Origin of the sequence: Hyphococcus sp., from assembly GCF_965228385.1 — a bacterium.
Classification (GTDB): domain Bacteria; phylum Pseudomonadota; class Alphaproteobacteria; order Caulobacterales; family Parvularculaceae; genus Hyphococcus.
In genome coordinates this window covers 1,189,393-1,202,759 of sequence record NZ_OZ245810.1, presented here as the reverse complement: position 1 = coordinate 1,202,759, position 13,367 = coordinate 1,189,393, and the positions used below count along the sequence as shown (strand labels likewise).

Sequence of the window (13,367 nt, the reverse complement as noted above, 5' to 3'; positions counted from 1 at the left end):
GACGCGATTTCCACGCAATCGCCTATATTTTCGCGTTCCCGTCCGTTTTTCGGGGCCGTAGTCCCCCGAAATCCACATCAAACAGATGTTCCAGGCTCGATCGGGAAAGTCCTTTTTTTACATAATCATAGGCGGTGACGTTCAGCGTTTTGATCGCCATACGCTCAATCTGGAGCCCGTCGCCGTCATCGTCTGGCGTCACATCGACGTCGATCATGTTGATGCAGCACAAATCCTGTTCAAATGCGGCGATGGTCGCCAGCCCGCCTCCGCAGGCCCAGCCGAGCACAATCCGATTGACCCCTTCATGGGCGACGATCAACGCAGATTTCCATGTTTTTTCCAAAATCAATTCCTGCAACGCATTGGTAATGCGGCTTTCAGCATCAACAAATGTCTCGCCGTCCGGCAGGAAACTGGCGCTCGGTTCTGCTGCGCCGTCAAAGCTGTATGCAAGGCGCGCCGCCAGCTCCTCTCGGCTTTTTGCCCTGATCCATCTGCTTTTGACCTCTTCGAGCCCGTCATGGGCTTCAAGCGCTGGCGGCGCATCATTGTTTTTCAGCACAATTTCTGCGGTTTGTTTCGTTCGCGGCAAGCCGGAATAAACGGCAAGATCGAAATGAGCGTGGCGCAGCGCCTCTCCCGCGGCTTGCGCCTGTTCGCGGCCTTCATCAGTTAAAGGAACGCTGCGCGGATCGGTCAGTCCCGGTGCGAAATAGTCCACATGTCCATGGCGCATAAGATAAATGCGCCTTCTGCCCGACCCCTTCATCATGTCCCTCTTTGCTGCTTGCGGCCCTTTACGCCTGCGCCGTTTAAACAATTCCTGCACACGGCGCCATAATAGGAGAAAAATCAACGCGGAAGGCTCGCAACATGCGCAAACGGGTGATAAAGTCACTATAGGTTGTGGTTCTGGGGTAATGAGGGGTTTTTAGGGCGATGGCGTTGCGTTCGCCGATTTACCTGGCCGGAGCGTTTCTAACTCTGGCGATTGCGTATTCTTTTTACTTCAATATCGCCGTGCGTGTTGATCCTGATTCTGCGCAAGCGCGGTTTGACTGGCTGATAGAAAGAAACGCGGAAAAACGCGCCGCCATACATGGCGAGCGCGCCTTGCGTTTACGCGCCGGCGACGGTGAGACAACCGAAGATCTGGCGGGGATGATGCTGCAGCTGGCTGACGCCCAGTTTGCCCGCCGCAGGTTTGAACGCGCCGCCGAGTTGTATCGCGAAGCGCTGGCGACTGATGCTGCTAATGTTCTTTCAGGCCGCAAGCGCGCAGCATTTGAAAACAAACTCGCCCGTTCATCTTTGCTGTCCGGCGATATTGAAGCGGCGGTCGCGATTTACGCCTCATTTCTTGAGCTTGCCGGAGACAACGCTTCGCGCGGCGAAATTGAAGATCCGTCGACGCTAAGCGCCTATTACGCCATTAAAGTCGGCGAGGCGGAAAAGTTGTTCGCCGAGGCGCTCAATCATGCAAAACCTTACGAACTGATCGCCGGCGCACGCGAAGAACAACTGGCGACAACCAAAAATATGGCGTTGCTTGGATCTTTCTTTGCCATGCGCGACGAAGGCGCATATGCGGCTGCGGGTTTGCTTTCTTCAGCATACCATATCCGCCGAAAACTGCTTGGCGTTGATCATCAGGATACGGTGCAGTTAACGCTTGTCCTTGGTCCTGTTTATACGAATATGGGACGGTTGGACGATGCTGAGCGTCTTTATCTCGACGCGTTCCACGCGCAGGAAGAAATAAAAGGCGCCAACAGCCCGGATCTCAGCCTCTATATAAAACTTCTGACCAGCGTTTATGAAAAACAGGGCCGCCTGACGGAAGCGCAGGCCTTGCAGGAACATATGCGCCGTCTGTTCCGCGACGCATTCGGTTCTCAACGCTATGCGGTTAACCGCGAAAGAGACCGGCGTGAGGATATCAATCGCCCGGTCTCACAGCAGTTCCTTCTTGAAAAGGCCTATTCTCCGAGTGACCTGGTCTCTGCGGCGGAATTCACCATACCGACTGCAAAATCGCCAAATATAGACGAAATGAAACTTCGGCTTGCGGGCGATACGAACGCCGATCCGCGGGAAGCGAATTTGCCGGTCCGGCTGGCTCAGCTGATTTCCCTTTGCCGGTCTGAGTCCGGAGAGCGCATCTCATTGCGTTCCGGCTATCGTTCCTATGATACACAGAGCGTGCTTTACCGGCGCAACCTTGATCGGGGCACGGTGACGCCGCCCGGGATGTCGGAACACCAGACGGGTCTCGCCGCCGACATCAATGTAAATGACCGCTTTATGCGCCCGAGCGACAAAAGCTTTCAGTGTTTTGAAGAAAACGCTTATCGGTTTGGGTTCATTCTTTCCTATCCGCCCAACAATAATTACCTGCCGGGTCAGGATCCTTACGAGCCATGGCATTGGCGCTATGTCGGCGTTTCAACCGCGCATCTGTATCGCGAAGCCGGTCCGCATCATAAACCGCAGGAATTTTTGGCCGCTCTGCCCTGCTATCAGGAGCGCGCGGCAAACGGCATTTTCCCGACTATTGGCGAAGAAGACATCTGTCTTGCAGAGCAACCCCATGTCGCCGCAGCGGCGAATCAGGAATCGGATGTTCAACCTGACGGTGAAGACCGTTCAACGGCCCGTATCTTGAATAAAATCTCGGGAACACGCTAGCCGCGTTCAGATTATGTTGCGGCGCGACGACGCCGGCCGGATGGGTTGCATGCAGAACGAAAATGGCGTCACGCCAAAAGCGCGGATTGTCTATATTGGCGGCGCGGAAGAAGACAGGCTTGCGTTAACCCTGCCCTTTACCGATGCCGGTTACGCCCTCGTTTCAGAAAGAGACGGTGCAGCGGCTGATCTTGGTTTGATCGATTTGAGAGGAAAGCGGCTCTCCGCTAAAAAAGCGCAGACGATTGCAAATCTGCTTCGGCGCAAATCGCCGGAATCAACGGTGATTATTGCAATTGATCCCTATCTTGACGCTCCTGCGCGACAAGCATTGCGTCGGCACGGCGAACTCGTCGTCATCGGCGCCAAACCCGACGCCCTGATTGCACGATGCCGGCAAATTCTGCGGCTTCGCAACATCGCCGAAGAAGCCGGCGAGCGGTTGAAAACGCTAGCGAGCCTGAGCCGGCTGAATGAATTTCCTCCAATCGCGGCGCCGCCCTCGCCGCTTCGGGTCCTGATCGCAGGCGCGCCGGGCGCCGTTACGCTTGCAGCCGTCAATGCTTTGCGCCCGATCACGGAACAGTGCGTATGCGTATTTTCAGCCGGTCAGGCCATGCGCGCTGTAGATAACGCCCGCTTTGATTGCGCTATCTTTTTGCCGGCGCGCGAAAATGATCCGCTCTTAAGCGTTGTGAAGGCATTGCGCCGCCATCCCCGGCACAACAGTTTGCCAATGCTGTTTCCACTGCATGACGCGGACGATGCAGAAATCTACACTAAACGCGGCGCCGCGGATTTTATCATGGCCGGCCATGTCAGCGCAGACCTGGCCGCAAAGGCGCAACTCGCCGCCCGCCGGGCGCGTTTGTTAAAAACCATGCGGAGATTTTTGAACGTGTGCGAAGGCGACAATATTCGCGACGCCACATCCGGCGCGTTCACGCCTGCCTTTCTTTCAGAACATGGCGCCCGACTTTGTGCCCGGGCCGACCAGACAGATCGGCCAATGTCGCTGATCGCACTCAGAATAGTCGCAAGCGCGTGTGATACCGGAGAACCGGAAACGGGCCGCCGCGCATTACATCAGGCCGCCCGTATCATTAACCGGGTTACGCGGGCAGAAGATACGACTGCGCGAATCGCTTCGGATACGTTCTTGGTGCTTGCACCCGCGACAACGCAAGCCGATGCGCAACAGGCGGGAATGCGCATAAAGGGCGTTATGGAAAACACTGTTTTCCGCAGCGCGGACAATCAACAGTTATACGGCGTCAAACTGGAGACGGCCGCGATTGCAAGACCATCCGGCTTTTGCATTGAGGAATGCGTGGCGCTATCGCTGAAAGCGATACAGGAGAACCGTGCGGTCAAACCGCTTTCTCAGCAATTTTTGCAATAGTATCCGCAATTTTCTTTGCTCCGCGAAGGCGGTCTTTTTCGCCGACCCATTCCTGGCGCAAAACGAACTTTTGATCAGGACGGAGTTTTACATCCAGCGGCGAGGTTGAAACAAACTCTATTAGTCCCGCAACATTGGCGAATTGATCTTTGTGAAATGTGATGACCGCGCCTTTCGGCCCTGAATCGATTTTTGCTATGCCCGCGCGGCGGCAAATGCTCTTGATGGCGACGATTTCCAAAAGGTGCTCAACTTCCGACGGCATCGGACCAAACCTGTCTACGAGTTCCGCGGCAAAACCATCGATTTCTTCCTGCGCGCTGACATCGCCAAGGCGTCTGTAAAGCGCCATGCGCACATCGAGATCAGCGACATAAGTATCGGGAATGAGCACTGCTGCGCCGATGTTGATCTGCGGCGACCATTGATCCTCGCTTGCAGCGCCGCCCTCGCGCAACTCCGCAACAGCTTCTTCAAGCATGTGTTGATATAACTCAACACCGACTTCCTTGACCTGACCGGACTGTTCCTCCCCGAGCAAATTACCTGCGCCGCGAATATCGAGATCATGGCTCGCCAGCGTAAAGCCTGCGCCCAGCGTATCGAGAGATTGCATGACTTTCAGGCGCCGCTCAGCCGCTGCTGTCAGCTTCTTGCGCGGGCTGGTCGTGAGATAAGCGTAGGCGCGCTGTTTCGAGCGACCGACGCGCCCGCGCAATTGATAAAGCTGTCCTAGACCGAACATATCCGCGCGATGGACAATCATTGTGTTGGCGGTCGGTATATCAAGCCCGGACTCAATAATGGTCGTCGAGGCCAGGACATCGAACTTGCCTTCGTAAAACGCCGTCATGATATCTTCGAGCGCACCGGCGGCCATCTGTCCGTGAGCGATTTTGAATTTCAATTCCGGGAGGTCTTCGCTCAAAAATTCTGCAATATTATCAAGGTCGGAAATACGGGGCGCCACGTAAAAGCTCTGCCCGCCGCGATAATGCTCTCGAAGCAGGGTTTCACGCGCGACAACAGGATCGAACGGTCCAACGGTGGTTCGTACGGCCAGCCTGTCTACTGGCGGGGTTGCAATCAGCGACAGGTCGCGAATACCGCTCATGGCGAGTTGCAATGTACGCGGGATCGGCGTCGCGGTTAGCGTCAGGACGTGCGTGTCGGCGCGATATTCCTTCAGGCGCTCTTTGTGTTTGACGCCGAAATGCTGTTCTTCATCGACAATGACCAGGCCAAGATCGCGGAATTTGATGGACTTTTGCAAAAGCGCATGGGTGCCAATGATAATGTCCACAGTCCCATCGGCGATGCCCGCTTTCGCCGCGCTCGCATCAGCGGCGCCGACCATGCGTGAAACTTGCGCGACTTTTAAAGGAAATCCTTTAAAACGCTCTGAAAAATTTTTGTAATGCTGACGCGAAAGCAAGGTTGTGGGCGTCACGACGGCGACCTGACGGCCGGTCATCGCCATAATAAACGCCGCGCGCATCGCGACTTCTGTTTTACCGAAGCCGACATCGCCGCAGACAAGCCGGTCCATGGGCTGTCCCTTGGCGAAATCTTCAACGACATCGGCAATGGCGTTTTCCTGGTCTTCCGTTTCAGCATATGGGAAGCGCGCACAGAATTCGTCATAAGTTCCACTCGCGGGGCCAACGACATCCGCGCTGCGCATAGCCCGTTTGGCGGCGATGGCGATAAGTTCTTCAGCAAGCATCTTGATGCGCGCGCGCATCTTCGCCTTGCGGCCCTGCCATGCGGCGCCGCCAAGTTTATCGAGCTGTACGCCGGCGTCTTCCGATCCGAATCGGGAAAGCAGTTCAATGTTTTCGACCGGCAAAAAGAGCTTGTCGCCCCCGTGATATTCAAGATGAAGACAATCATGCGGCGCGCCCTGGACTTCCAGCGTCTTCAGTCCCTGATATCGGCCGATGCCGTGCTCAACATGAACGATCAAATCGCCCAGCGACAAGCTTGACGCTTCAGACAGAAAGTTTTCCGCGCGCTTTTTGCGTCCTCGTCGAACCAACCTGTCGCCAAGAATGTCCTGCTCGGAAATGAAGGCGGCGTCTTGCGTTTCAAATCCGCTTTCAAGCCCCAGAACAGCCGTTACGATCTTTGCAGATGCAGCGGGACGCGCTTTCCAATCGCTGATGTGAGCGACGTCTTTTGCGCCGTGATCGCTCAAGACCGTGCGCATACGATCAGCCGATCCATCAGACCAGCATGCGATGATAACGTTCTTATTATCGTTCAAAAGTGATTTGGCGTGCGCATTGACGGCGTCGAAAACATTTACGTTTTCCGCGGCGCGTTCGGCGGCGAAGTTGCGACCGATTTTTGCGCCAAAATCAAATCCGCGCGTATTGTCAGGCGGTGCAAAAGGAGAAAGCGGCCGTAAATTGGCGTCTGCGGCTATTTCGTTCCACTCCGATTGTTTCAAATATAGTTTTGACGGCTCAAGCGGTCTGTAAACCGGCGCGGAAAATTCACTGTTCTTCGGCTTCTTGACCTCGCTGTCTTCGGCGCGCGCATCATAGTGATCTGCAACCTGAGACAAACGTTCTTCAACAGCCTGATCGGCGAGATGGTCGCTGAAAAGAAGCGCATCGCCCAGATAATCAAACAGCGTATCCATGCGCTCATAAAACAGCGGCAGCCAATGTTCAGCGCCCGCATGCATGCGCCCCGCGCTGATGGCCTCATAGAGCGGGTCGTCTCCCGCAGGCCCGAAGGTCGCGATATAGCCTTTCCGGAATCGGGAGATGGTTGCGTCGGAAAGCAATATTTCGCTCGCCGCCGCCAGCGAAAATCCGGCGAGCTGTTTCGTCGTGCGTTGTGTTTCCGCATCGAATGCGCGCACTGTTTCCAGGCTGTCGCCAAAAAAGTCGAGCCTTACAGGCTGTTCAGCGCCCGGCGGAAAAATATCCACGAGCCCGCCGCGGACCGCGTATTCGCCGGGCTCGCGGACAGTGGATGAGCGCGCATAGCCATTGCCGCTCAGATATCGCGTGAGCACGTCCATTTCCATCATCTCGCCGGGCGCCAATGAGAGCGTGGCGTTTTCAATAACTTCTTTAGGCGGCGTTTTTTGGGTCGCGGCGTTTACAGATGCGATCACGATAAATGCGCCCGGCCCGCGTTTTGTAATGGCGGCGAGGCTGGCCATGCGTTTCGAAGTGACGGCCGGAGACGGCGAGACGCGGTCGTAGGGGAGGCAATCCCACGCCGGGTATTCGATAACGGGAATGTCCGGCGCAAAAAAAGCCAGACTCTGCGCCATCGCTGCGGCCCGCGCGCCATCGCGGGCAATATGCGCCACGATATCGTTGCTGGCGCGCGCCGCATCGGCGACGGCCATGGCGTCTGCGCCCTCTGGCGCGCCGAAAACGGGCAGGCTCCCTTGCGTTGTCCAGGCCGCGTGGGCGCCCACAAGAGCCACGCCTGAAACCATTGATTTTGCAGCGCCAGCCATATCCATCCTCAACGCAAAATGCGCGGACCGCTGATTTGCAGCCCGCGTTCGTGATGCGCTTACTTAAGGACGGCGCCGATCAGGCGCAACTGTTCATGCAGCTTTGCGAGACGCGCCGGCGCCGCATGAGAGAAGATCCACGAACTTTTCCGCATTGATCGCCACGTCATCTTCGCCGATCTGATCAAATGGGTCTGCTACACCCGGCGCGTATTCTCCGGCCAATGGACGCAGAAGCTAAACGCCAGGGAGTTTAAATGCTCTCAGCTTCGCCATGACGGCGCCCTCAAGATTATCCGGAACCGGTGCGTTTCCCGTCGCGTAGGCGTATAGCTCCCGGTCATTGATCTTTAAAAGCGCCTCGAACTCGGCAAGCTCGTTGTCAGTCAATTCCGCCAAATGAGTCCGAGCAAAACCGCCTATCAGGAGATCCGCCTCTTTAAAGCCGCGGTAGCTCGCCTGATAAAGCAATCGCTTGCGTTTCCTGTCGAGCGCGTCCATCAGCCGCCGGCCCGCTCTGGCATATCATCAATTATCTGTATTATCTTTTGCGTTTCCGCGTGATGCAGGGCGTGGCCCGTATCGGGCAACAATATCAGCTCGGCGTCTGGAATATCGCGTTCAAGTTGGCGGGAATGGATTTTCGGGCTTACCGCCATGTCTTCTGTACCCGTCACTACAGCCACCGGGAGACGCAAACTTCCGTAACGATCCTGTTGCTCGATGATCTGCTCTTTCAGATGGGCGATGTCCGCCGCATTCGCCTTGAAATCAGATGCGCGAAACAATAGCGCAAGTCCGGATTTTTCATAATAACGCTCCGGCGCGCTATTCGGCGCAAAAGAGCCGGCTATATTTTTCTCTGCGCTCAATTGACCGTAAATCGGCACAAATATCCGCCGCAATAAAAATCCCGCAATGGGCCATTCAGAAACATTATTGTACCACGCGACACCGCCCGGCCATTCATGACTGACTGGCGCCAGCAGAACAACTCCACGCATATCATCCTGATACTGAAGGGCGTAATTCAAGGCGACCGCACCGCCGAAGCTTTGGCCGACAACCACGGGTTTTTTGACATTCAACTTGTCGGCGACTGCTTTTATAGCGTTCGCTTGAGACTCAAGACGGTGGCCCTCGCCGCCGCGCGTCGAATACCCCCTGCCCGGCCGGTCGATCATGATTACCCGCCGGGTTTTCGCCAGTTCGTCGCCAAGCGCCAGTTTCATATCGAGCAAATTGGCGCTCGCGCCATGAATAAGGATGACGGTCGGCTTTTCGCTGTCGCGCGGGCCAGCGTCCAGAACATGCATCCGCTCGCCGTCAATTTCCATGAATGCGCCTGCAGGCGGAAATTTCTGTTCCGCTGTCCAACTGGCGCAACCGGCAACGCCGAAAAGCGTAATCAGCACGATAGCGACGAATATGATGCTCACGCGCATACGGTCCATGAAACCTACATTGCGCCCGGCGCAGCCTTGATAATCGGATAGAAATCGTCAGCATTCAGGCTCGCGCCGCCAACAAGCGCGCCATTGACGTTCGTGATCGCGAGTATTTCACCGGCGTTGCCGGGCTTGACCGAGCCGCCATATAAAAGACGCGTTCCTTCCGGTGTTTTTGAACGGATGAAATCATGCATGTCGCCAATGTCTTCAAGTGTCGGCGTGAGGCCGGTGCCGATCGCCCAGACCGGCTCATAAGCCACAACAATCTCCGCGCCGGTCTCCGGCAGCGAACCGTCCAGTTGATCGCCAACGATATTCAACGCCTCTCCGGCTTCACGCTCCTCACGGGTTTCACCGACGCAGATTATCGGCGTTAGACCTGCGCGCAATGCGGCTTGCGCTTTTGCTCTGACGATGTCGCTGGTTTCGCCGTGATCGGCGCGGCGTTCCGAGTGACCGACAATAATGAATGCGGCGCCGGCGTCGGCGAGCATCTCAGCGCTGACATCGCCCGTATGAGCGCCGCTCGTCTCAGGATGACAGTCCTGTGCGCCGATCTGGATCGCCTCATCCGAATAATTCGCCGCAAAACCGGCGATCAGCGTTGCCGGCGGACAGATTAAAACATCGCGGTCATCGGGCGCTGCGCCGGAAAATTTCTCAATCAGGCGTTCTATTTCCTGTTTGGCGGACTGTAGACCATTCATTTTCCAGTTGCCGGCGATCAATGGCTTCATGATGTACCAAGTCCTTTACAGGCTGAATTTCACGCATCCGGACCTAAGGGAACGCCCGAGACCTGTCCAGAGGAGCCAAAAAGCCGCTCTTGTCGCAGTAAGGCGGCGCGATTAGGTTACCGGCAAAATAGTTGCGGCGCCCGCCATCCGGGCTGATTTATCGAGGCGATTTAAATGCTTAGCAAGGTTCGAAGTGTTCTGAAGGGTCCGGTTGCATGGCTCGTGGTGATCCTGTTGATTCTGGCGTTCGCATTATGGGGCGTGCCCAATGTGAGCCAACTCCTTGCTTCGAATTCAACGGTGAGCGTCGGCGGACAGAGTTTCTCGCAGAATTATATCCAAAGTGAATTCAATAAAATTTACCAGCGCCAGAACCGTGAATCCGGCGGCGACCTGTCGCGACAGGACGCCATCGCGAGCGGCTTGCCGGCGCGCGTAGTGGATTCCATTGCAACCCAATCGGCGCTCGCCCAGTACGCTGAAAAAATGAACCTCACCATGCCGCGCGAACTCGTTCGTGATTACCTTCAGGAAAATGAAGCATTTCAAAATCCGGCGACCGGAGAATTTGACAGGCCCACGCTTGAAAACATTCTTCAAGTTAATGCGATTACCGCTGATGAATTCGAAAACCGTATCCGCGAAGACCTCACCCGTTCACAGCTGATCCAGGCGCTGGCGGCGTCCGGACCGGCGTCACGGCCGATGGCGGATTCCATGATTCTGCGTGAAACCGAACGCCGCCGCATCGCCTATCTGACGGTAACGGATGAAATGGCCGGCGTCGCCGCAGAACCTGGCCCTGACGATTTGCAGGAATTCTATGCAGCGAATGAAAGCATGTTCACCGCGCCTGAATATCGCACATTCGACATGCTCCTGCTTCGCAATGAAGATTTTCGCGAGGGTCTGGAGATGCAGGAAGAAGAATTGCGCCGCCTTTACGAAGCCGGCAAGGAACGTCTATACGACAAACCGGAGCTACGAACGCTTTATCAGTTGACGTATGAAACCGAGGCTGAAGCGCGCGCCGCCGTTGCAGAGCTTCGTTCCGGCGCGCCCTTTGAAAATATCGCCGCTGAAAAAGGCTCCAGTCTGGAAGCCGCGACTTTCACCGAGGCGCAAAAGCGCGATATTCTGGACCCAAGCGTCGCCGAAGCGGCCTTTGAAGAGGGATTGCAGGAAGGCGATATTATCGACCCTGTACGCTCCCTGTTCGGTTGGACGGTCGTACAAATTGCCGGCATTACGCCTGCGCAGACAACAACCTTCGAAGACGTCCGGGCGGATATTGAAAGCGATTATCTGGAACAGGACATCCGCAGGCGCGTTCTTGACGCTATCGATGAAATCGAGGAAGTGCGCGACACGGGCGCCGATCTTGCGGACGCAGCAGCAGCGGCCGATTTTTCTGTCGAAACCGTTGGCCCGATTGACCGCGTCAGCTTTGAACCTGGCGGGGCCATCGTAGACAAAGTGCCGGGTTCAGTTTTGCGCGAGGCCTTCATCCTAGAGGAAGGCGAGCAAAGCGAAGCATTGCGGCTGGACGGCGAAGACGGATATTTCATCGTAGCGCTGAGAGAAATCACGCCGCCGGCGTTGAAACCCTTTGACCAAGTGCGCGATCAGGTCGAACAACGCTGGCGCGCGAAGGAAAGGCGCGACCGTGTTTCTGCGACCATCAGCAGAATACGCGATGCTTTAGCCGCGAATGAATCGCTGGAAGACTTGGCTGACGAATTCAATCGCGCGCCGATTGAACTGGTCATCGATCGCCGGTTTCAAAACGACGTCATTTCAGACAGCTTGAGTGAAGAGATTTTCTATACGGATTTGAATGATACGGTTGCAGGACCGGTCGGAAACGCCGGCTCCCAGGTGATCGTTCAGATTCGTGAAATCGGTTTTGCGCCGAATTCAATACCGCCGCAACAGATCGAACAGCTTCGCGAGATGATCGGGTTTCAAATCGATCAGGAACTGGTCGAGGCGTTTGTTATGACGGTTCGCGACGATATCGGCGTAAAGGTCAATCAGTCTCAAATCGATGCGCTTTTCAATGATAGTCTGTGATATAAAATAGCGCGCTGTCTTGTCCATTTTTCCCGACTTTCCAGCTTTCGAAACGGCGTATCGCGCCGGGCGCCCGCAGCTTGTGCAGCGACGGCTCGTCAATGATCTGGAAACGCCCGTTTCCGCTTATCTGAAACTCGCCGGCGCGCGGAAAAACGCCTTTCTTCTGGAGTCGGTCGAAGGGGGCGAGCAACTGGGGCGTTTTTCCATTATCGGATTGAAACCGGACATCATCTGGCGCTGCCTGGGCGATAAATCAGAAATAAATAGAAACGCTGCAGCAGATACTCTACGGTTCGAACCGGAAACCGGATCTGTGCTGGATAATCTGAAATCGCTGCTGGCCGAATCCGAACTGACGCCGCCGGAAAACGCGCCGCCCATGGCCGCCGGGGTGTTTGGGTTTTTTGGCTATGACATGGCGCGTCAGCTGGAGCGCCTGGGAGATAAGCCTCCGGTCCACATAGAAACGCCGGATGCGATATTTATACGCCCGACGATCATCGCTGTATTCGATAATATCCGGCAGGAAATTCTTTTATACTCACCCATTCGCCCCGAGAATGGTCTGTCCGCAAGAGCGGCTTACGCCCGTGCGGGCGAACGCTTATCAGATGCCGTTGGAGAACTTGAAGCGCCGCTTTTGCACCCGCAATCATCGACAGCATCTATTCGTGAACAGCACATTGCGCATTCGAATACGCCGAAGGCAGACTATAAAGACATGGTCAACCGCGCGAAAGATTATATCAGCGCCGGCGACATATTTCAGGTTGTATTAAGCCAGCGTTTTTCCATTCCCTTCGCCGCGCCGCCTTTCGAGCTTTACCGCGCACTGCGCCGGTCAAATCCTTCTCCATTCATGTATTACTTTCACTTTGACGATTTTTCGATCGTCGGCTCCAGTCCTGAAATTCTGGTGCGCGTGAGAGACGGCGAGATTACGATCCGGCCGATTGCGGGCACCCGCCCTCGCGGCGTCGGGCCCCAAGAAGACAGCGCGCTGGCGGCGGAGTTGCTCGCAGACCCAAAGGAGCGCGCAGAACATTTGATGTTGCTCGACCTTGGGCGCAATGACGTTGGCCGGTCGGCAAAGATCGGCAGCGTTCGGGTGACCGATCAGTTCACAATAGAGCGCTATTCTCACGTGATGCACATCGTTTCAAACGTAGTCGGCGCACTGGAAGAGACGCGCCACCCTGTAGACGCCGTCATGAACGGCTTCCCGGCTGGGACCGTTTCCGGCGCGCCGAAAATTCGGGCCATGCAGATTATTGATGAGCTCGAGAAATCCGCTCGCGGCGTTTACGCCGGCGCAATCGGCTATTTTTCAGCCAATGGCAATGTCGACACCTGCATTGCGCTGAGAACGGCGATTGTCAAAGACGGGATCATGCATGTGCAGGCGGGTGCAGGAATTGTCGCGGATTCTGATCCTGAGATGGAACAACGAGAATGCGAAAACAAGGCGCAAGCCCTGTTTTCGGCGGCTGAGACCGCGCTTGCACGAACAGGCAATTGAGGGATGG

Annotated in this window: 9 protein-coding genes; 4 read left to right on the top strand and 5 right to left on the bottom strand. The window is 55.8% G+C overall.

Annotated features, from left to right (window positions below; translation table 11 throughout):
- Window positions 1–22 precede the first annotated feature (22 nt).
- Complete coding sequence (locus tag ACQK2Q_RS05610) at window positions 23–739, bottom strand: histidine phosphatase family protein (protein ID WP_425408761.1); 717 nt, start codon at window positions 737–739, stop codon at window positions 23–25.
- Between the two features lie 203 nt (window positions 740–942).
- Between ACQK2Q_RS05610 and ACQK2Q_RS05605 the strand changes: the two genes are divergently transcribed.
- Together ACQK2Q_RS05605 and ACQK2Q_RS05600 are read left to right on the top strand one after the other, a co-directional pair.
- Window positions 943–2,691: a D-alanyl-D-alanine carboxypeptidase family protein gene (locus tag ACQK2Q_RS05605; RefSeq protein ID WP_425408760.1), complete on the top strand. Its 1,749-nt coding sequence runs from the start codon at window positions 943–945 to the stop codon at window positions 2,689–2,691.
- 49 nt (window positions 2,692–2,740) lie between these two features.
- On the top strand, window positions 2,741–4,093 hold the full coding sequence (locus tag ACQK2Q_RS05600; RefSeq protein WP_425408759.1) for a transporter substrate-binding domain-containing diguanylate cyclase: 1,353 nt from the start codon (window positions 2,741–2,743) through the stop codon (window positions 4,091–4,093).
- On the opposite strand, the gene mfd is transcribed toward ACQK2Q_RS05600, so the two are convergent.
- The 4 genes from mfd to tpiA all read right to left on the bottom strand — a co-directional run bounded on the left by mfd (window position 4,062) and on the right by tpiA (window position 9,765).
- Window positions 4,062–7,556 carry a transcription-repair coupling factor gene (gene mfd, locus ACQK2Q_RS05595; protein WP_425411124.1) on the bottom strand — a complete coding sequence of 1,165 codons (3,495 nt, stop codon included), beginning with the start codon at window positions 7,554–7,556 and terminating at the stop codon, window positions 4,062–4,064. The two genes, ACQK2Q_RS05600 and mfd, sit on opposite strands and share 32 nt — an antisense overlap.
- A gap of 258 nt (window positions 7,557–7,814) precedes the next feature.
- Window positions 7,815–8,078 (bottom strand): succinate dehydrogenase assembly factor 2, encoded by a 264-nt coding sequence (locus ACQK2Q_RS05590; protein ID WP_425408758.1) that lies wholly within the window; start codon window positions 8,076–8,078, stop codon window positions 7,815–7,817.
- Window positions 8,078–9,016: an alpha/beta fold hydrolase gene (locus ACQK2Q_RS05585; RefSeq protein WP_425408757.1), complete on the bottom strand. Its 939-nt coding sequence runs from the start codon at window positions 9,014–9,016 to the stop codon at window positions 8,078–8,080. Before ACQK2Q_RS05585 ends, ACQK2Q_RS05590 begins: the two co-directional genes overlap by 1 nt.
- A 20-nt stretch (window positions 9,017–9,036) precedes the next feature.
- Complete coding sequence (tpiA, locus tag ACQK2Q_RS05580) at window positions 9,037–9,765, bottom strand: triose-phosphate isomerase (RefSeq protein ID WP_425408756.1); 729 nt, start codon at window positions 9,763–9,765, stop codon at window positions 9,037–9,039.
- A gap of 174 nt (window positions 9,766–9,939) precedes the next feature.
- On the opposite strand from tpiA, the gene ACQK2Q_RS05575 reads away from it, so the two are divergent.
- Both ACQK2Q_RS05575 and trpE read left to right on the top strand, forming a co-directional pair.
- On the top strand, window positions 9,940–11,838 hold the full coding sequence (locus ACQK2Q_RS05575) for a SurA N-terminal domain-containing protein (RefSeq protein WP_425408755.1): 1,899 nt from the start codon (window positions 9,940–9,942) through the stop codon (window positions 11,836–11,838).
- 19 nt (window positions 11,839–11,857) lie between these two features.
- Window positions 11,858–13,360, top strand: a complete 1,503-nt coding sequence (trpE, locus tag ACQK2Q_RS05570; protein ID WP_425408754.1) for an anthranilate synthase component I — start codon at window positions 11,858–11,860, stop codon at window positions 13,358–13,360.
- Window positions 13,361–13,367 lie beyond the last annotated feature (7 nt).

Excerpts from the sequence above, each read along its gene's own strand:
- ACQK2Q_RS05610 (WP_425408761.1), bottom strand. The coding sequence starts at position 739 with ATGCGCCATGGACATGTGGACTATTTCGCACCGGGACTGACCGATCCG.
- ACQK2Q_RS05605 (WP_425408760.1), top strand. The coding sequence starts at position 943 with ATGGCGTTGCGTTCGCCGATTTACCTGGCCGGAGCGTTTCTAACTCTG.
- ACQK2Q_RS05600 (WP_425408759.1), top strand. The coding sequence starts at position 2,741 with ATGCAGAACGAAAATGGCGTCACGCCAAAAGCGCGGATTGTCTATATT.
- mfd (WP_425411124.1), bottom strand. The coding sequence starts at position 7,556 with ATGGTTTCAGGCGTGGCTCTTGTGGGCGCCCACGCGGCCTGGACAACG.
- ACQK2Q_RS05590 (WP_425408758.1), bottom strand. The coding sequence starts at position 8,078 with ATGGACGCGCTCGACAGGAAACGCAAGCGATTGCTTTATCAGGCGAGC.
- tpiA (WP_425408756.1), bottom strand. The coding sequence starts at position 9,765 with ATGAAGCCATTGATCGCCGGCAACTGGAAAATGAATGGTCTACAGTCC.
- ACQK2Q_RS05575 (WP_425408755.1), top strand. The coding sequence starts at position 9,940 with ATGCTTAGCAAGGTTCGAAGTGTTCTGAAGGGTCCGGTTGCATGGCTC.